The following is an 18,840-nucleotide window of genomic DNA, read 5'->3' as shown; positions in this document are numbered from 1 at the left end:
TCGAGATTTGCCTGAATGAAGCCTTCCGTTGCCATCCCTACGGGTGCGCTCAGCGCCCTTGCCTGTGGCCTGAGCCTGCTCGCGCTCATGCCAAACTTTGCCCTGGCCGCGGACAGCCCGCTGACCCAGGCAATCAATCGACTCAATACCGATACCCGCCAGGAGCGTGAGATCCGCTTGAGCGACCTGGGCATCACCGCGCCCATCCTGCTGGGTGCCAGCGACGCTCGACGCGAACTGTATTTGCCGGTACCCGCCGGTGTGACCCTGAGCGATGCGACACTGCAACTGGACGCCAGCTATCTCAATGGCGAAGGCGGCCGCAATACCATGCTGCTGTCGCTCGATGGCTACCCGGTGCGCGCCGAAGGCCTCAGCGAGGCGCAGGGCGATGCCAGCGTCAAACTGGGTGTAGACCAGGCCCCACGGGACAACGGCCTGGTGCGTCTGGGCATCGCCTGGTCGTCGGTGGTCTCCCGGCCGCTGTGCGAAGAAGACCGGGTGATCGGCAACGTGCTGCGCATTCAGCCTGATACCCGCCTGAACTACAGCTACGATGCCAGCCAACTGAAGGATGTCGGCACCGCCTGGACGACACTGCCGGCCAACCCTGGCGTCCTGGTCGCACCGGGCTCGTTGTCGGCCGGCAGCTACGATGCCGCCTGGCGATTGGGCGTGGCCCTGGAGCGGATTGGCAAGCATGCTCGTATCCTGCCCTTCCCTGCCTTGAAGGACAGCGTCGACCTGAGCAACCTGCGCGTCCCGGCCGAACTGTTGAACATTCCCGCCTTCGCCAGCCTCAACGGCAAGGGCCAGCATACCTTGGCCAACCCAGCCGAAATCGGTGCGCTGCTGATGCTCGGCCAAGTGCCGAACCTGCAGGCCGACCTGGCCATCAACGACCCGCAACTGCTCCAGGCCATCAACCAGGCCCTGGATGCCTTGCAGAGCCAGGTCCAAGGCGTCGACGCCACAGCGGCAACGGCCTTGACCCAATGGCGCAATGCGCACGTCAACGCCGCCCTGGTGGGCACCGGCACTGACAACGTGCGCCTGGCGCTGCTGGGCACTCGTCCGGTGCTGATGATCGCCCCGCAGGCGACCGGCAAAGCCTTGTCCTTGCTCGGTTCCGCATGGAATAAACTGGCACGCAGCCGCCAGTTGACCGTGAACGAAGCGCAAACGCCATTGAGCGACGATGGCCGCGTGGCCCTGTCACGACTGGGCGGCGCTCCCGGTAACTTCGACGTGGCCTCGCGATTCGACTGGAGCACTTCGTTCCCCCTGGGCAGCGTGGCGTATGACGGTCGCCTGCCCGTCACCGCAGTGGTCGACGTCTCCGCCGCGCCCGGCGCTTCGGACACCGCGCCCGTGGCCTCGCTGTTTTTCAATGATTTCCTGATCGGTGCGCAGCAACTGACCACCGATGGTGAACCACAACGCATCCAGGCTCACATCCCCCGCTACGCGCTGGGTTCGAAAAACGTATTGCGCGTCTCGTTCCAGCGCCAACCGGTCAGCGACCGTTGCCTGGAAACACCGCAGGCTTTCCCGGTGTCCGTGCTGCCTACCAGCCATATCGTGCTGGACAAAACCTCACTGGGTGACGATTTCGCCGGCATCGCCGCACGCTTTGCCGTGGACACCCAAGTGCTCGTTCCCCAGGCCTACCTTGACCATCCGGCCAGCAGCCTGGCCCAGGTGATCTCGGTGGCCGATGCCTCGGGTGTCTCGCCGCTGCGCGCACAGTTGAAAGTCAGCACCGATCCGAAAGCCGTCGTCAGCCCGGACAAAGCCTTCCTGGCTTTCGAGCTGCCGCTCAAGGACAGCAAGGAGTCAGTCCAGGTCGACGAGCAGGGCCACCTGCGGATCAACCATAAGGACCAGGTGATGCTGGATGTGCAGCGCCTCAACCAGTTGGCTTCGTTGCAAGTGGTGCAGACCTCGGGCCAGCACGGGCTGGTCTATCGGACCCTGGGCGACCAGCCCCCGAGCCTGGCCAAGCCGGTCGTACTGACCCGTGGCGATGTGGCGATTCTAGGCGACAGTGGTGCCGTGGCGATCTTCGATACCCAGGATCCCACCGGCAGCCAGTTGATCGGCGCGGAAGAACCCAAGGGCCTGGATGCCTGGCGCAAACCTTCGCTGCTTTGGCTGATCCCCGGCGGTATTGCCTTGTTCCTTATCTTGTTGCTGGCTGGCCGTAGCGCCCGTCGCAATCGCCAGTAACGGTAACCTTCGATGACGTCGCTTTATTGGCCCTATTGGCTGGCCCATTACTACAACTACCTGGAAGTCGCGACCATTGTGGTCGCGGTGTTGATCCTGATCTCCAGCCTGGACGATCTGATCATTGACGTGTGGTACTGGTCTCGTCGCCTGTACCGCAAGTTCACCGTGGACCGCAAATACCGGCCGCTGACCGCCGAACAACTGCTGGCCCGGGATGAACAGCCCCTGGCGATCATGGTGCCGGCCTGGCTGGAATACGACGTCATCGCGCCGATGATCGAGAACATGGTGTCGACACTCGACTACCAGAACTACGTGGTCTTCGTCGGTACGTACATCAACGACCAGCGCACCATCGACGAAGTCGAACGGATGCGCAGGCGTTACAAACAACTGCACCGCGTGGAAGTGCCCCATGCCGGGCCGACCTGCAAGGCAGACTGCCTGAACTGGGTGATCCAGGCGATTTTCCTGCATGAAAAAACCCATGGCATGACCTTCGCCGGCGTCGTCCTGCACGACAGCGAAGACGTGCTGCATCCACTGGAACTGCGTCTGTTCAACTACCTGTTGCCGCGCAAGGACATGATCCAGTTGCCGGTGGTGTCGCTGGAGCGCAACTGGTACGAATGGGTGGCGGGCGTCTACATGGACGAGTTCGCCGAATGGCACGGCAAGGACCTGGTGGTGCGTGAAAGCATGACCGACACCGTGCCCTCGGCCGGTGTCGGCACCTGTTTTTCCCATCGCGCCCTGCAGGTATTGGCCGGTGAAACCAAAAACCAGCCGTTCAACACCGACAGCCTCACCGAGGACTACGACGTTGGCGCGCGCTTGGCCAAGGTTGGCATGAACGCGATCTTCGTACGTTTCCCGGTGCAGTTCCGGGTGCTGCGCAAATCCTGGTTCCGCAAGCCCTACGAATCGACCCTGACCATGCCTTTGTGCGTGCGCGAGTTTTTCCCCGACACCTTCCGCACCGCCTTTCGACAAAAGGCGCGCTGGACCCTGGGCATCGGCTTGCAAGGCTGGGAACAGATGGGCTGGAATGGCTCGCTGGCCAACCGATACCTGCTGTTTCGCGACCGCAAGGGTGTGGTGACCGCGTTCATCAGCATCATTGCCTACGTGATTCTGGTACAGCTGCTGGGCCTGATTATCCTGCGCAACAGTGGCTGGTGGGACGTCAGCTTCCCAACGCCTTTTGAAACCAACGGCGTGATCAAATACCTGTTGCTGGCCAACGGCGTTGCCCTGGCCTGGCGCATCCTGCACCGCTATTACTTCACCACCGTGCTCTACGGCTGGCAGCACGGTTTGCTGTCGATCCCGCGCATGCTGGTGGGCAACTTCGTCAACTTCATGGCCGCCGCTCGCGCCTGGCGCATGTTCCTGGTGGGCAAGGTCATGAACCGCAAGCTGGTCTGGGACAAGACCATGCATGACTTCCCGTCCACCGACCTGGTCGCCACCGCGCCACGCCGCCTGGGCAGTGTGTTGCTGTCCTGGCAAGCCATTACCGACACCAACCTGCAAAGCGCCCTCGACGAACAGCAGTCGCGCGATGTGCCGCTGGGTCGGATTCTGCTCAATAACGGCTGGCTGGACGACGAAACCCTGGCCGAAGCCATCGCGTTCCAGAATGACCTGCCGCGGGTCTTTGAAGTGGCCGAGAAAGCGGCGGCCTCGACGTCGTCACTGGCCAGCGAGTTTGCCTTGCGCTGGCGGGTCATTCCCCTCGGGCGCAATAGCGAAGGACGTGAACAGATCGCCGTTGCCAACCCGCTTTCCGATGAAGGTCTGCAACAGGTCAGCGCCGAACTGGGCAGCGAGCCGGTGCAATTGATCGCCCGGGAGAGTGAAATTCTCGCCTTGTTGCGCCAATTGCCAGCGAACAACGGTCATGCCGTACCGAATGCCAGCGCGCCGCTGCTGGGCGACCTGCTGATCGAAATGGGCCTGCTCGATCGCGATCAGTTCAGCCGCGCCATGCTGCAGTATCGTCCGCAGCATCACGGCCGGATCGGCGACTACTTGGTCGACAGCGGCGTGTTGCCCCGGGCAACTATCGAACAGGTGGTGGCACGCCAGCACAGCCTCTACCCAATGGAGCTTCCGGCATGAACCGCGCCCTTCTGACCCTCTTGGCCACGGGGCTGAGCCTGATTCCCGCGCTGGCGTCTGCCCAGACATTGCCGCTGCCATTGACGGGGCCGGCCTACACCGCCGCCAACGAGGCCTACAGCGCCTATGAACGCAAGGACTACGACCTGGCCATCGCCAAGGCACGCGAAGCCCTGCGCCAGCGCGCCGACGTAACGCGCCTGAATACGCTGATCGAGTTGGCCGAGCGGGACAAAAAACTGCGCGACCAACCCCAGCCCCTGGCAGCGTCGCGCTCCGCCACCGCCGCACCGGGTTTCGTCGCCGCGTCCCAGGGGTTCAAGGCCTATGACCGCGAACAATTCGGCCTGGCCGCGCAGTCGGCCCGCAAGGCCATCGCTCAAGCACCCCGTCGCCGTGAATATCGACTGTTGCTGATCGATTCCTTGCAGCGCCAGCAACACTTGGAAGAAGCCGACCGGGCCACCACCGATGCCCTTGGCGTCTTCGCCAACGACAACACGTTGTTGATGCGCCGCAAGGCCGTTCGCCGCCAACTCGCCGTGCCACTGGCGACCCAGGGCTACCGCGCCCTGGAGCAAGGCAACGCGGCCATGGCCGTGGACCAGGCCCGTAAAGCGGTGGCCTTGGCTCCGGACGTTTCCGCCAACCAACAACTGCTTGTCAGCGCCCTGCTCGCGGCCAAGGACTACCCTGCCGCCGAACAGGCTGCTACAAACGCCCTGGCGCTGGACGACAGCAAGACCGCCCCGTGGATCCTGCGCAGCTATGCTCGCGAGCGTCAGGGCAAGACGCCGGCGGCCCAGGCCGACCTGAACCGCGCCCAGGCCCTGCCTGGCCTGAGCGCCGATGAAAGCCGTGACCTGCGTCTCTTTGCCATCGACGCTACGCTGGCCCGAGGCGAACCTCAGCAGGCGCTGGACCAATTGCAGGCCCTGGGCGGTGACGCCAGTGATGAAGTGACCCGCCGACGCACCGCCGCGCGCATGGCGCTGCGTCAGAAAAACAAGGGCTTCGTCACCGTCGCGCCATTTGCGCCGCCGCCCCTGGAATGCCAGGAAAGCACCTTCGGCCTGATCTGCGCCATCTGGCCCGGCAGCACCCACGACGCAGGCACGGCCCTGGCCTCCCAGGCCTACGCCGCCCTTGCCCGCAAAGACCCGGCAACCGCGGTCGGCCTGACGAACCAGGCCATTGCCCGTGCGCCCCGCAATCCGTCCTATCGCTACCTGCTGGTCAGCGCCCTGACGGATCAGAAGCGCCTGCCCGAAGCCATCGCGGCGGCCAGCCAAGGCCTGCAGGCCAACGGCGATGACGCCCGACTGCTGGTCATGCGTGGACGCCTGCGCCAACAAACCGAAGATGATGCTGGCGCCCGCGACGACTTTAGCCATGCCCTCGCGCTGGGCACCCTGCCGGCCTACGAAGAAGCCGGGCTGTATGCAGCCATCGGCCAGCGCCGCACGGCTCGTGAGCGTCTGCAAGAGGCACGCAGCACCGGCGAGCTGGCCTCGGCCAGTGATCTGCAGCTCGCGTATCTCTCGATGCAGGCCGGCGATGACGACGCCGCCCACGCTGCGTTCCGCAAGGCCGACGCCAGCACGCCACTGACCACGACGGCGGCCCAGGACGCCGCCTACAACGCCATGCGTCTGCACGAAGACGACGAAGCCGTCGCGTACTTCCAGCGCGTCATCGATGGACAAAAAACCGCTGAGACGCCGCTGTCCGCGCAACAGCTGTTCGATACCCGTCGCACCGTGGGCGATGTATCGCGCAGACTCGGCCTGACCAGCACCACCAGCTATCGCGGCAGCAGTTCCAGTGGCCTGAGCGCCGCCCCGGGCACCAGCAGCAGCGGCAGCGAAAGCAACGACCTGCTGCAAAACAGCACCGAACTGTCGTGGCGTCCACTGGGCTATCGCAATGGCCGCTTTGTCGAACTCTACGGACGCATCACCGACACCCTGTGGAGCAAGAACAGCGATTCGGACACCGGCGCAGACGCCTTGCAAGGCGCCCTCGGCGTGCGGGTCAAGCCCTTCACTTCGGTCAACATCATGGCCGCCCTTGAACGGACCTTCCCGCTGGGTTCATCCGATGTCGACGGCGACTGGCTGGTGCGCCTGGGCTACGGTTCGAGCATCGGCACCGATCTGCGGGTCGATGTACCGAGCTGGTGGACCTCGCAGCTGTACGCCGAGGTCGGTCGCTACCTCAACGCCTCGCGCAATTACTTCAACAGCGAATGGCAAGTGGGCCGCAGCTACGCCATCGGTGGAACCGGCTCGCGCTGGGTGACCTTCCCTCATGTCGTCGCGGCGATCGACTACGATTCCAAGATGAAGAGCGAAGCCGACGGCGGCTTTGCTTCCGGCGATGCCGGGGGGATCGGGATAGGCAACAACGTACGTTACTGGTTCCGGGAAGACGCCTACAACGCCCCACGTTCCTATGTGGACCTGTCCCTGCAGTATCGGGCCAGGGTGTTTGGCGAGGATCGCGCCAAGGGTGTGTTCGCGCGCCTGACCTACTCCTATTGAAGACGTTGATGTGATATTTGGCCCATCGGTACGAAAAGCGGCTCGCCTTGGCGAGCCGCGACTACACTGCATCCAGAAGGCACTTGTTTGAAAAGCTTCGCAACGTTCACCCATCGCAAGACTGTCGCGGCGCTGTTACTGGTCGCGCTCCTCGGCGCAGGTACAGGGACGTACTACATGACCACGATCACTGCGACACCGAACATCGTCGGCATCGTCTGGCAGCCAGACAACCAGACCATCGGCATCAGCGGCAATTGGGAAAAACTGGGCGTGCACGAGCTGCTGGTGCAATGGACGGTGGTGGACGACCAGGCTTTCGTGCCCGGTACCGACCTGACCAGCGTACCGGTACTGCCGGACTGGGCGCGTATCGCCAAGGCGCCCTGGGCCCAGGATGTCATCCTCGGGCTGGCCGGCTATTTCAGCGAGAACCGCTCACGAGAAAACATCGAGCAGCTGGCGGCGCTGTCGGAGCGCATTGCCGGGTTGCCGACGCCATTGCATGTCACCGGTTGGTACTTTCCGGCTGAGGTCGACCCCAGTTGGTCGGGCGCCACGGAGCTGCCGGCGTTGCTGGCCAAGCTGCCACGCCCGCTGTGGATCAGCGTCTACGACGGCGCCAACATCGGCCCCGCCGCTACCGCAGACTGGCTCAAGCAATGGTTGCCGAACGACATCGGTGTGTTCTTCCAGGACGGCGTTGGCGTCTATGCCCGCACCGCCCCGGTTGCTCGGAACTACGCCGATGCCCTGCGTGACCGGCTTGGCAAGGATCGCGTGCGGATCATCGTCGAAGCCTTTCGCCCCAAATACGGCGGTGGCTTCCGCGCCGCCACGGTCGACGAGCTCAAGCCTCAACTGGCGGCCTATGCAGGCTATCCGCTCTACATGTTCGACGGGCCGCACTACATGACGCCAACCTTGGTGGAGCAATTGAAACAAGCCCTGGCCCAGCCTTGACCAGGGCTTAAAGCCATCCGCTTGCCCTCGCCTTATTGAGTTTGTATCGGTCTGCGGTGTAAAGCGATTTGGTGGCGATGGCGCTTACTCTCGCTCGACTCTGCAGGAGCTGGCGAAGCCTGCGATCTTTTGATCTTGATCTTTCACTCCCGACTCAATTGGCAGTGGAAAGATCGCAGCCTCGCTTCACTCGACAGCTCCTGCGGGTGCCGCCTCGCCACAAAAGGTCATGGCTCAGGGCTTGATGTTCTTCAACTCATTGAGCAACCCGAGCAACTGCTGCATCTTTTCCTCGCCGAACTGTTCTTCGATCCGTCGATAGTTGCTTTCCATGCCCTCGCTCATGGACACGAAGCACTGCTGGCCGCGCTCGGTCAGCCCGACGAAGACCCGTCGCTGATCCTGGCTGGACTTCTGCCGCCGCACCAGGCCGTCACGCTCCAGGCGACTGAGCACACCGGTCATGCTCGGCTTGAGGATGCACGCCTGGTGGGCGAGCTGATGGCTTTCCAGCTCCCCTTGCTGATGCAGGATGCGGATCACCCGCCATTGCTGTTCCGTGAGGTCATGCTGGTTCAGCGCCGGGCGGAAAAATGCCATCGCGGCTTCGCGGGCTTGCAACAGCGTCAGGGTCAATGAAGGTCTGGGGTTGGCCATGTTCGAACTGTGTGGGATGGGCGAGTCGGCAGCTTAGTGTCGCTATCACAGCGCTGCAAGCGCTCAGCGCAACCCCGATTGCCGCTGGCGATACTCCCCCGGCGTGAGCTGGGCGTAACGCTGGAAAAACCGACTGAAATACGCCGGATCCTTGAACCCGAGCTGGTAGCAGATTTCATTGGCCGAGCTGCCGGTGAACAACAACAGGCGCTTGGCCTCCTGCATCAGCCGCTCCATGATCAGGCGCTTGGAAGGCAAGTCGGCGATGCGTCGGCACACGTCATTGAGGCGCGCCTCCGTCACGCCGATGCCTTCGGCGTAGCGCGACAACGGCCAATGCTGCAGGTAGTGAGCCTCGATCAACTCGTTGAAGCGGTGAAAGATCTTCAGGTCTTCGTGGCGCGCCGGCCTGGCCTCCAGGGAGTTGGAACACAACCGTAGCAGGCTGATCATGATCAGCCGCGTCAAAGCGTCCAGTGTTGCACTGCGCCCCGGACGCCCGGCCGTCACCTCCTCGCTCAATTGCTCGAACAGGTATTCCAACCGCTGCACCTCCCCCGCCTGCCCAGGCCCCAGTTGCGCCAGCGCAACGCAGGCTGCCGGCATTTGCACGCCGGCCGGCGCCAGGCTCGGGTCGGCGTCGATCAACTGCCACACCAATTGCTGGCGCACCGTCAGCACATGCCCGTCACTGTCAGCCTCGGTCACGAAGGAATGGGGAATGGTCGGCGGTGTGAGGAAGAACATCGGACCGGACTCGACGTACTGCTGATCGTCCAGATACACACGCACGGTGCCGCTCTTGACGTAGTGCACCTGGAAGAACCGGTCGTGGCGATGCACCGGCATGTTGCGGCCGAAAAAATCCGCCAGGTTGGCGAGTCGGTCGTAATGCACTTCGGCGTCGCTGTAGCGCTGGTCGTACACCTGACCAATGTTGATGTTGGGGATCGGCTGACGGTCAGTCATCACGCAGTACTCGTTTTCTTATTCTGGTCCAGGCACCTGCCGCACCCATCCTGCACCGAATCCGGCAAGGCAACCAGTGCCCGCTCATTCTGTCACGCTTGACGATAGTTAACATCTTAATTATAACTGTTAACACATTAACAATAACCGCAGAGCCCTCACCCTCTGCATCGCCAGGAGACAAGCATGAGCCGTGCCCTGCATGACGTCGCGACCGGCACCCTGTTCGGGGTCGCTCTGAACTACCAGGGGCTGCTGAAACAGCGCCTCGCCGAGTTCGAGCAACCGCCCTACCAGAAGCCGCCGCTCAAGCCCGTGCTGTTCATCAAGACCCCCAATACCCGCAACCGGCACGGCGCCGAGGTGGTTCACCCCGGTCGCGGCGAAACACTGCAACCAGGGCCGGCGCTTGGCGTGGTCATGGGCAAGTCGGCCAGCCGCGTCAGCGCCGCCGAAGCCTTGGACTACGTGGCCGGGTACACCATCGTCAATGAATTCAGCCTCCCGGAAGACAGCTACTACCGCCCCGCCGTCAAGGCCAAGTGCCGGGACGGCTTCTGCGCCATCGGCCCGGAACTGGTGCCCACCGCCCAGGTGACCGACCCCCACAGCCTGACGATCACGCTGTACGTCAACGGCGAGGTCCGCCAGCAGAACAGCACCGCCAACTTCGTTCGCAACATTCCCCAACTGATTGCCGAGATCAGCGAGTTCATGACCCTGCATGCCGGCGACGTGCTGATCACCGGCACGCCCGAGGGCCGGGTTGATGTAGTGCCCGGTGATCGGGTCGAAGTGGACATCAGCGGCCTGGGCCGTCTGGTCAACACCATCGTGGCCGAGGAAACAGGAGCAGGTTCATGAAACACGCACGCATTCGTTTTGAAGGCCAGGATCACGCCGTCACCGTTGAAGCTCAAAACGCCGTACGCCTGGCCGACGGTCGCCTGCTGGCCGAGGACCAGGTCCAGTGGCTGCCACCGGCCACCGGCAGCATGTTCGCCCTGGGCCTGAACTATGCCGATCACGCCGCCGAGTTGGCGTTCAAGCCGCCGACCGAGCCCCTGGCATTCATCAAGTCCCCCGGCACCTACACCGGCCACAACCAGGCGACCTGGCGTCCCGACAACGTCGCCTACATGCACTACGAGTGCGAGCTCGTGGCGGTCATCGGCAAAGCGGCGCGCAACGTCAAGCGCGAGGATGCGTTGCAATACCTGGCCGGCTACACCGTGTGCAACGACTACGCGATCCGCGATTACCTGGAAAACTACTACCGCCCCAACCTGCGGGTGAAGAACCGTGACGCGACGACGCCGGTCGGCCCATGGATCGTCGACGTGGCCGATGTGCCGGACCCGAGCAACCTGACGCTGCGCACCTGGATCAACGGCGAGTTGCGCCAGGAAGGCAGCACCAAGGACATGATTTTCGACATCCCGTACCTGATCGAATACCTGTCCGGCTTCATGACCTTGCAACCCGGCGACATGATCGCCACCGGCACGCCCGAAGGCCTGGCGGACGTGGTACCCGGCGATGAAGTGATCGTGGAAGTGGAAGGCGTCGGCCGTCTGGTCAATCGAATTGTCAGCGAAGCCGAGTTCTTCGCATCCCGTAAAGAGGCGTGAGCAACATGATCAAACACTGGATCAACGGCCGTGAGGTCGAAAGCAAAGACGTGTTCGTCAACTACAACCCGGCCACTGGCGAAGCCATTGGCGAAGTCGCCAGCGGCGGTGCAGAGGAAGTCGCCCAAGCGGTCGCGGCGGCCAAGGCAGCGTTTCCGAAATGGGCCAACACCCCGGCCAAGGAACGCGCGCGGCTGATGCGCAAGCTCGGTGAACTGATCGAGCAGAACGTGCCGAAACTGGCCGAACTGGAAACCCTCGACACGGGCTTGCCGATTCACCAGACCAAGAACGTGCTGATCCCGCGAGCCTCCCACAACTTCGATTTCTTTGCCGAAGTCTGCACGCGGATGGACGGTCACACCTATCCGGTCGACGACCAGATGCTCAACTACACCCTGTACCAACCGGTGGGTGTCTGCGCGCTGGTATCGCCCTGGAACGTGCCGTTCATGACCGCGACCTGGAAGACCGCGCCGTGCCTGGCCCTGGGCAACACGGCCGTGCTGAAGATGTCCGAGCTGTCGCCGTTGACCGCCAACGAGCTGGGTCGCCTGGCGGTCGAGGCTGGCCTGCCCAATGGCGTGTTGAACGTGATCCAGGGTTACGGCGCAACCGCCGGCGATGCGCTGGTGCGCCACCCGGATGTGCGGGCGATCTCCTTCACCGGCGGCACCGCCACCGGCAAGAAAATCATGCAGACCGCCGGGCTGAAAAAGTACTCGATGGAACTGGGCGGCAAGTCGCCGGTGCTGATTTTCGAAGACGCCGACCTCGAACGGGCCCTTGATGCGGCGCTGTTCACGATTTTTTCCCTCAATGGCGAACGCTGCACCGCCGGCAGCCGGATCTTCATCCAGGAAAGCGTCTACCCGCAATTCGTGGCCGAGTTCGCCGCCCGCGCCAAGCGCCTGATCGTCGGCGACCCGCAGGACCCGAAGACCCAGGTCGGCTCGATGATCACCCAGGCTCACTACGACAAGGTCACCGGCTACATCAAGATCGGCCTCGAAGAAGGCGCCACCCTCCTGGCCGGCGGCCTGGAGCGTCCGGCCAACCTGCCGACGCACTTGAGTCGCGGCCAGTTCATCCAGCCGACGGTGTTTGCCGACGTCAACAACAAGATGCGCATCGCCCAGGAAGAAATCTTCGGTCCGGTGGTGTGCCTGATCCCGTTCAAGGATGAAGCCGAAGCCTTGCAACTGGCTAACGACACCGAGTATGGCCTGGCGTCGTACATCTGGACCCAGGACATCGGCAAGGCCCATCGCCTGGCCCACGGCATCGAGGCCGGCATGGTGTTCATCAACAGCCAGAACGTGCGCGACCTGCGCCAGCCTTTCGGCGGCGTGAAGGGTTCCGGAACCGGCCGTGAAGGCGGACAGTACAGCTTTGAAGTGTTTGCCGAGATCAAGAACGTTTGCATCTCCATGGGCAGTCATCACATACCGCGCTGGGGTGTATGACCCAGGTCGGGTGATCCCTCTGTAGCAAGTGATGCGTCTGTGGCAAGAGATACACCCTGTGGCGAGGGAGCTTGCTCCCGCTGGGCTGCGAAGCGGCCCCGCTTTTCCTGGCGATTGCTGCGCAATCGAGCGGGAGCAAGCTCCCTCGCCACGGTTCAGCATCAAGACCCGATTCACCGGTTATCCAAGATTCAACAAGAACAATTTTTCAGGAGAATCATCATGGGCGAAGTCGTCCTGGCTGCGAAAATCTGCCACGTTCCCTCGATGTACCTGTCGGAGCTGCCCGGCAAGCACCACGGTTGCCGCGCCGCCGCGATTGCCGGTCACAAGGAAATCGGTCGCCGCGCCCGTGAACTGGGGGCCGACACCGCCGTGGTGTTCGACGTGCACTGGCTGGTCAACAGCGCCTATCACGTCAACAGCGGCGCGCACTTCAAGGGCATCTACACCAGCAACGAGCTGCCGCACTTCATCAAGAACATGGAGTACGAATACTCCGGCGCCCCGGAACTGGGTGAGCTGATCGCCGCCGAGGCCAATGCCGCCGACGTGCGTACCCTGGCCCACAACATCCCGAGTCTTGAGCTGGAATACGGCACGCTGGTGCCCATGCGCTACATGCACATGGACGTCCCTCAGGAACAGAAATTCAACGTCGTATCGATTGCCGCCTGGTGCGCCTGGCACCGCCTGCAAGACAGCTTCACCTTCGGCGCCGCCGTGCGCCGGGCCATCGAAAAAAGCGACCGCAAGGTGCTGGTGCTCGCGTCCGGGTCGCTGTCGCACCGTTTCTCCGACGATCGCAACGCTGAAGCCAACATCCACAACTGGACGCGGGAGTTCGACAAGCAGGTCGACCTGCACGTCGTCGAGATGTGGCGCCAGGGCCGCTGGAAAGAGTTCTGCGCCATGCTCCCGGACTACGCCGAACACTGCTTCGGCGAAGGCAAGATGCATGACACGGCGATGCTGCTGGGGTTGCTCGGCGGGCCGGACTACGACAAGCCCGCCGAAATCATCACCGAGCCTTTCGGCAGCTCCGGCACCGGCCAGATCAACGCTGTCTTCCCTGTTTGACACTGCGGCCGTACGGCATCCCCGTGCGGCCTGAAGGAGCAGTCATGCCTCATTTCATCGCTGAATACACCGACAACATCGAGCAACAAGCCGACCTGCCCGGCCTGTTTGAAAAGGTCCATGCCTTGCTGGGCGACAGCGGCGTGTTCCCCCTGGGCGGTATCCGCAGCCGCGGCATACGCCTGGACACCTGGCGCATGGCCGATGGCAAGCACGACTACGCCTTCGTGCACATGACCTTGAAAGTCGGCCACGGCCGCGACCTGGCCACCCGTCAGAAAGTCGCGGAACAACTCTTCGAGGTAATCACCACGCACTTCGCCGAGCTCCAGGCCCAACGCCTGCTGGCCCTGTCGTTCGAGATGACCGAGCTGCACGAACAGCTCAACTTCAAGGCCAACAACGTCCACGCCTTCCTCAAGGGCCAGGCCACCTGAATGCGTCTGCCCCGCTCTTCCCATCGGCCTCTCTGACAAAAAGTACAAGATCATGAGCACAGCCAATACCGCCGACACTGCCGGCACCGTCGCGCACGACCGCACCCATGCCACCATCACCTGGCGGCTGATGCCGCTGCTGCTGGTCTGCTACCTCTTTGCCCACCTGGATCGCATCAACATCGGCTTCGCCAAAATGCAGATGAGTGCCGACCTGCAGTTCAGCGACACGGTCTACGGCTTCGGCGCCGGGTTGTTCTTCATCGCCTATGCGCTGTTTGGCGTGCCCAGCAACATGGCCCTGGACCGGGTCGGTCCGCGGCGCTGGATCGCCACGCTGATGGTGGTCTGGGGCGCTTTGTCCACGGGCATGTTCCTTATCGACAGCGCTGCCGGTTTCTACGTGTTGCGCTTTCTGCTCGGCGTGGCCGAGGCCGGTTTCTTTCCTGGCATCCTGGTCTTTCTCAACCGCTGGTATCCGGCCCGGCGCCGGGCCCAGGTGACCGCGTTGTTTGCCATCGCCGTACCGATGGCCGGGGTGATTGGCGGGCCTTTGTCCGGCGGCATTCTCGAGCACTTCCATGACGTTGGCGGTTTGCGCGGCTGGCAGTGGATGTTCGTCATCGAAGGGCTGCCGGTGATCCTGCTCGGCCTTGTCGTGCTCAAGTGCCTGCCGGACAATTTCGAGACGGTCAGTTGGCTCACACCGCACGCCAAGCAGCAGCTGCGCGAACAACTGAGCCTTGAAGAACAGCGCAAATCCATTACCTCGTTTTCGGCGATCCTCAACAATCGGCAGGTCTGGTTGTTGGTGGCGGTGTACTTCGCCGTGATGCTGGCGGTGAACACCCTGGCCTTCTGGATGCCCACCCTGATCCATGGCGCCGGCATCGGCAGCGACGGCAAGGTCGGGCTGCTCAGCGCGGTGCCCTATTTGGCCGGCTGTTTCTTCATGATCGGTTGCGGGCGTTCCTCCGACCGCCATCGCGAACGTCGCTGGCACCTGTGCGTACCGCTGTGGATGGCCGCGCTGGGCATTGCGGTCACCGGGCTCTCGCCCGGCAATCCGACCCTGGTGCTCAGCGGCCTGATTGTCGCCGGCATGGGCGCCAGCGCGGCGTTGCCGATGTTCTGGCAGTTGCCGCCAGCCTTCCTGTCCAACGGCACGCAGGCCGCCGGCATCGCGCTGATCAGCTCCTTCGGCAGCATCGCCTCATTCTTCGCGCCCTACCTGATCGGCTGGATGCGCGACACCACCCAGAGCGCCAGCCTCGCCTTGTATGTGCTGGCCCTGCTCATCGCCCTTGGCGGCTTGCTAGTGCTGCGCACCCGGGCCGCCATCGTCAACCCTCAATAAGAGACCCTTGCCATGCTTGACCAGAACCTCATCCAACAAGCCGCCGCCCGCCTCGACCAGGCCGAACGCTCCCGCGAGCAGGTGCGACAGTTTTCCCTCGACCACCCGGACATCACCATCGAGGATGCCTACGCCATCCAACGTGCCTGGGTCGCGCAGAAAATCAAGGACGGCCGCAAGCTGGTCGGCCACAAGATCGGCCTGACCTCCCGGGCCATGCAGGTGTCGTCGAACATCACCGAACCGGACTACGGTGCACTGCTGGACGACATGTTCTTTGACGAAGGCACCGACATCCCGTTCGAGCGTTTCATCGTGCCGCGGGTGGAAGTGGAGCTGGCGTTCATTCTCGGCAAGCCGCTGAAGGGCCCGAACGTGACGGTGTTCGACGTGCTCGACGCCACCGAATGGGTGATCCCGGCGCTGGAAATCATCGATGCGCGCATCCAGCAGATCGACCCGCAGACCAAAGCGACGCGCAAGGTGTTCGACACCATTTCCGACAACGCCGCCAATGCCGGCGTGGTCATGGGCGGTCGCGCCGTACGCCCGACCGAGATCGACCTGCGCAAGGTGCCGGCGGTGCTCTACCGCAACGGCGTGATCGAAGAGTCCGGCGTCTCGGCGGCGGTGCTCAATCACCCGGCCAAAGGCGTGGCCTGGCTGGCGAACAAACTGGCGGCTTATGACGTCACCCTGCAACCAGGACAGATCATCCTCGGTGGTTCCTTCACCCGCCCCGTGGCAGCCAACCCCGGCGACACCTTTCATGTCGACTACGACATGCTCGGTTCCATCGCCTGCCGTTTCGTCTGATCGGAGACCGTTTCATGGACATGCCCATCAATACCTTCAAGCAACGCCTGCGCAGCGGCGAGGCGCAGATCGGCCTGTGGCTGGGGTTGGCCGATGCCTACTGTGCGGAACTGGCGGCCAACGCCGGCTTCGACTGGCTGCTGATCGACGGCGAACACGCGCCCAACGACTTGCGCACCTTGCTCGGCCAGCTCCAGGCCGTGGCGCCCTACCCCAGCCAGCCGGTAATACGCCCGGTGATCGGCGACACGGCGCTGATCAAGCAAGTGCTCGATATCGGCGTGCAAACCCTACTGGTGCCGATGGTGGAAAGCGCCGACCAGGCGCGCGAACTGGTGCGCGCCATCCACTACCCGCCCCATGGTGTGCGCGGCGTCGGTAGCGCACTGGCCCGGGCGTCACGCTGGAACAGCATCCCCGGTTACCTCGACAAGGCCGATGAACAGATGTGCCTGTTGGTCCAGATCGAGAGCCGCGAAGGCCTGGCCAACCTGGATGCCATTGCGGCCGTGGAAGGTGTGGATGGGGTCTTTATCGGCCCGGCGGACCTGAGCGCGTCCATGGGTTTTCGCGGCAACCCCGGTCACCCGGATGTGCAAGCAGCCATCGAGGACGCCATCGCCCGCATCCGCCAGGCCGGCAAGGCCGCCGGGATTCTCAGCGCGGATGAAAAACTGGCCCGGCGCTATATCGAACTCGGCGCGGCGTTTGTCGCGGTGGGCGTGGATACCACGGTGTTGATGCGGGGCTTGCAGACACTGGCGGCGGCGTTCAAGGACACGCCAAAACCTGCGGCTGGCGGCGTGTACTGAACAACATCACATTTCTCTGTGGCGAGGGAGCTTGCTCCCGCTGGACTGCGCAGCAGGCCCCGGATCAGTCGCTGCGCAGTGTCAGACAATAGGAGGTTGGAGTGTTGGGGCCGCTTCGCGGCCCAGCGGGAGCAAGCTCCCTCGCCACAAAAGCCCTAAGCCTGCCGCAGACTTCAGCGCCTGATCGCCTTCAGGTCATTGAGCAACCCCAGCAGCGTCTGCAATTTTTCCTCCCCTAACTTGTCCTGTAAACGCTGGTAATTCTCTTCCATGCTCTGGCTCATCGAATCGAAGCTTGCCTGCCCTTGCGGCGCCAGGCGCACCAGCACTCGTCGCTGATCCTGTTCGGCCTTGCGCCGCACCACCATGCCCGCCGCTTCCATGCGCACCAACACGCCGGTCATGCTGGGCTTGAGGATGCAGGCCAGTTCGGCCAGGCGATTGATCTCCAGCTCATCGTGCTGGCTGAGAATACGGATGACCCGCCATTGCTGCTCGGTCAAGCCATGTTGATTGAGGGAAGGTCGGAAAAAACCCATGGCCGCTTCACGGGCCTGGAGCAGGGTCAGGGTCAAGGATTGGCGCAGCTTGGGCATGAGTAAAGTTCGCGAAAAAGATTTAGTTAATGAGTTAACTAAATCTTAACAGCTTCCAACCCATGCCGGACTATCCATTCACAGAATCTGTAGCTGGGCCGCACACATAACCCTGTGGGAGCGAGCTTGCTCGCGATAGGGCCCAGCCAGTCGACATCAATATCGACTGGTCCACCGCCATCGCGAGCAAGCTCGCTCCCACAGGGCGCTCAAGCGCCCTTGATCACGCCCTTGAGCACTTGCTTGAAATGCTCGACCTGTTCCTCGCTGAACTGGCCGAACACCTTGTCCTGCTGCTCCTTGGCAATCGCCCAGAGCCCTTCGGTCTCATCGATACCCTTGGCAGTCAGGCGTACCCGCTCGCCTTCATCGCTCACCAGCCCCTTGCGCTTGAGGTTGGCCACGGCTTCTTCGATCTCGCGCGCCGGCATCGCCACTTCCCGCTGCAGGTCGCACAGGTTCAGCCCGGCGTCGTTCTCCAGCACCATCAACATCCGCGCCTCACTGGTGCGCAAGCCGGTGGACAGTTGACGCGGCTGGTAGCTGGCCTGGTAGGCCCGCAGTGCCTGGGTCATCAGGTAATACAGGTTGTGGCTCAAGCGCCCCTGGAAGTGACTGCTGGGGGACTGACCCTCTTCCCGTTTGGTCATGCGCGTGTGAGGCAGCACCATCGAGTAGGCGCCTTGGTGATAGAGCAACGGCGAGCGTCCGAAATCATCAAACGCCACGACCTTGCCGATCATGATCCAGTGATCGCCGCCATCGACCTGCTGGAATCTTTCACAGTGAAAACGCGCCGAGCAATCGACAAACACCGGGGCGCCGCCTTCGCCGGTCTCGAATTCGATTTGCGCGAAGCGGTCCTCCTTGGGTCGTGCGAAGTTGTTCGACAGGTCGATCTGGTCGGCGGCCAGCACGTTCACCGCAAAGTGGCTGGCGGCTTCGAACACGCCATGGCTGCTTGAGCGCTTGTCGATGCTCCACAGGATCAACGGCGGGTCCAGGGACACCGAATTGAAACTGTTGGCCGTCACACCGACCTTGCGGCCATCTTCAGTGGCGGCGGTGACCACGGTCACGCCGGTGGCGAAGTTACCCAGGGCCCGGCGGAACGCGCGGGTATCGAAAGCGGTTTCACAAAGACTGGACATGCAAGA

The 18,840-nt window shown here is 63.0% G+C and carries 16 protein-coding genes; 12 read left to right on the top strand and 4 right to left on the bottom strand.

Features of this window, described 5'->3' with window-relative positions:
* Positions 1-15: 15 nt before the first annotated feature.
* From LQ215_RS20140 to LQ215_RS20125, 4 genes are all read left to right on the top strand, one after another.
* The gene (locus LQ215_RS20140; RefSeq protein ID WP_230152254.1) at positions 16-2,229 is read left to right on the top strand and encodes a hypothetical protein; all 2,214 of its coding nucleotides are present in this window, start codon (positions 16-18) and stop codon (positions 2,227-2,229) included.
* A gap of 12 nt (positions 2,230-2,241) precedes the next feature.
* Positions 2,242-4,356, top strand: a complete 2,115-nt coding sequence (locus LQ215_RS20135) for a glycosyl transferase family protein (protein WP_230152253.1) — start codon at positions 2,242-2,244, stop codon at positions 4,354-4,356.
* Positions 4,353-6,899, top strand: a complete 2,547-nt coding sequence (locus LQ215_RS20130) for a bacteriophage N4 adsorption protein A (protein WP_230152252.1) — start codon at positions 4,353-4,355, stop codon at positions 6,897-6,899. Before LQ215_RS20135 ends, LQ215_RS20130 begins: the two co-directional genes overlap by 4 nt.
* A 177-nt stretch (positions 6,900-7,076) precedes the next feature.
* Complete coding sequence (locus LQ215_RS20125; protein ID WP_230152264.1) at positions 7,077-7,862, top strand: hypothetical protein; 786 nt, start codon at positions 7,077-7,079, stop codon at positions 7,860-7,862.
* A gap of 234 nt (positions 7,863-8,096) precedes the next feature.
* Here the strand turns inward: LQ215_RS20125 and hpaR (LQ215_RS20120) are convergent, their stop codons facing one another.
* Positions 8,097-8,519, bottom strand: coding sequence for a homoprotocatechuate degradation operon regulator HpaR (gene hpaR, locus LQ215_RS20120; RefSeq protein WP_230152251.1), 423 nt, complete (start codon positions 8,517-8,519; stop codon positions 8,097-8,099).
* Positions 8,520-8,582: 63 nt separating this feature from the next.
* Positions 8,583-9,488: a 4-hydroxyphenylacetate catabolism regulatory protein HpaA gene (hpaA, locus tag LQ215_RS20115; RefSeq protein WP_230152250.1), complete on the bottom strand. Its 906-nt coding sequence runs from the start codon at positions 9,486-9,488 to the stop codon at positions 8,583-8,585.
* A gap of 186 nt (positions 9,489-9,674) precedes the next feature.
* Here hpaA and LQ215_RS20110 point away from each other — a divergent pair, with 186 nt between their 5' ends.
* The 8 genes from LQ215_RS20110 to hpaI all read left to right on the top strand — a co-directional run bounded on the left by LQ215_RS20110 (position 9,675) and on the right by hpaI (position 17,087).
* Positions 9,675-10,352: a fumarylacetoacetate hydrolase family protein gene (locus tag LQ215_RS20110; protein ID WP_230152249.1), complete on the top strand. Its 678-nt coding sequence runs from the start codon at positions 9,675-9,677 to the stop codon at positions 10,350-10,352.
* Entirely contained in the window at positions 10,349-11,119 is a 771-nt protein-coding gene (locus LQ215_RS20105) for a fumarylacetoacetate hydrolase family protein (RefSeq protein ID WP_230152248.1), read from the top strand. The genes LQ215_RS20110 and LQ215_RS20105 overlap by 4 nt, the downstream gene beginning before the upstream one ends.
* Before the next feature lie 5 nt (positions 11,120-11,124).
* The gene (gene hpaE / locus LQ215_RS20100; RefSeq protein ID WP_230152247.1) at positions 11,125-12,585 is read left to right on the top strand and encodes a 5-carboxymethyl-2-hydroxymuconate semialdehyde dehydrogenase; all 1,461 of its coding nucleotides are present in this window, start codon (positions 11,125-11,127) and stop codon (positions 12,583-12,585) included.
* A gap of 222 nt (positions 12,586-12,807) precedes the next feature.
* Positions 12,808-13,665: a 3,4-dihydroxyphenylacetate 2,3-dioxygenase gene (gene hpaD / locus LQ215_RS20095; RefSeq protein WP_027911702.1), complete on the top strand. Its 858-nt coding sequence runs from the start codon at positions 12,808-12,810 to the stop codon at positions 13,663-13,665.
* Between the two features lie 44 nt (positions 13,666-13,709).
* The gene (locus tag LQ215_RS20090) at positions 13,710-14,102 is read left to right on the top strand and encodes a 5-carboxymethyl-2-hydroxymuconate Delta-isomerase (RefSeq protein ID WP_230152245.1); all 393 of its coding nucleotides are present in this window, start codon (positions 13,710-13,712) and stop codon (positions 14,100-14,102) included.
* A 52-nt stretch (positions 14,103-14,154) separates the two neighbouring features.
* Positions 14,155-15,459, top strand: coding sequence for an MFS transporter (locus tag LQ215_RS20085; RefSeq protein ID WP_230152244.1), 1,305 nt, complete (start codon positions 14,155-14,157; stop codon positions 15,457-15,459).
* Between the two features lie 12 nt (positions 15,460-15,471).
* Positions 15,472-16,275 carry a 2-oxo-hept-4-ene-1,7-dioate hydratase gene (gene hpaH / locus LQ215_RS20080; RefSeq protein ID WP_230152243.1) on the top strand — a complete coding sequence of 268 codons (804 nt, stop codon included), beginning with the start codon at positions 15,472-15,474 and terminating at the stop codon, positions 16,273-16,275.
* A gap of 14 nt (positions 16,276-16,289) precedes the next feature.
* On the top strand, positions 16,290-17,087 hold the full coding sequence (hpaI, locus tag LQ215_RS20075; RefSeq protein WP_230152242.1) for a 4-hydroxy-2-oxoheptanedioate aldolase: 798 nt from the start codon (positions 16,290-16,292) through the stop codon (positions 17,085-17,087).
* A gap of 173 nt (positions 17,088-17,260) precedes the next feature.
* Here hpaI and hpaR (LQ215_RS20070) read toward each other — a convergent pair whose 3' ends face one another.
* Together hpaR (LQ215_RS20070) and LQ215_RS20065 are read right to left on the bottom strand one after the other, a co-directional pair.
* Positions 17,261-17,683, bottom strand: coding sequence for a homoprotocatechuate degradation operon regulator HpaR (gene hpaR, locus LQ215_RS20070; protein WP_014338027.1), 423 nt, complete (start codon positions 17,681-17,683; stop codon positions 17,261-17,263).
* 209 nt (positions 17,684-17,892) lie between these two features.
* Positions 17,893-18,834: a p-hydroxyphenylacetate 3-hydroxylase reductase component gene (locus tag LQ215_RS20065; RefSeq protein ID WP_230152241.1), complete on the bottom strand. Its 942-nt coding sequence runs from the start codon at positions 18,832-18,834 to the stop codon at positions 17,893-17,895.
* Positions 18,835-18,840 lie beyond the last annotated feature (6 nt).

The organism is Pseudomonas brassicacearum, from assembly GCF_918698105.1.
GTDB lineage: Bacteria > Pseudomonadota > Gammaproteobacteria > Pseudomonadales > Pseudomonadaceae > Aquipseudomonas > Aquipseudomonas brassicacearum_F.
The sequence above is the reverse complement of the archived record's forward strand: the minus strand, read 5'-3'. Positions and strand labels throughout refer to the sequence as shown.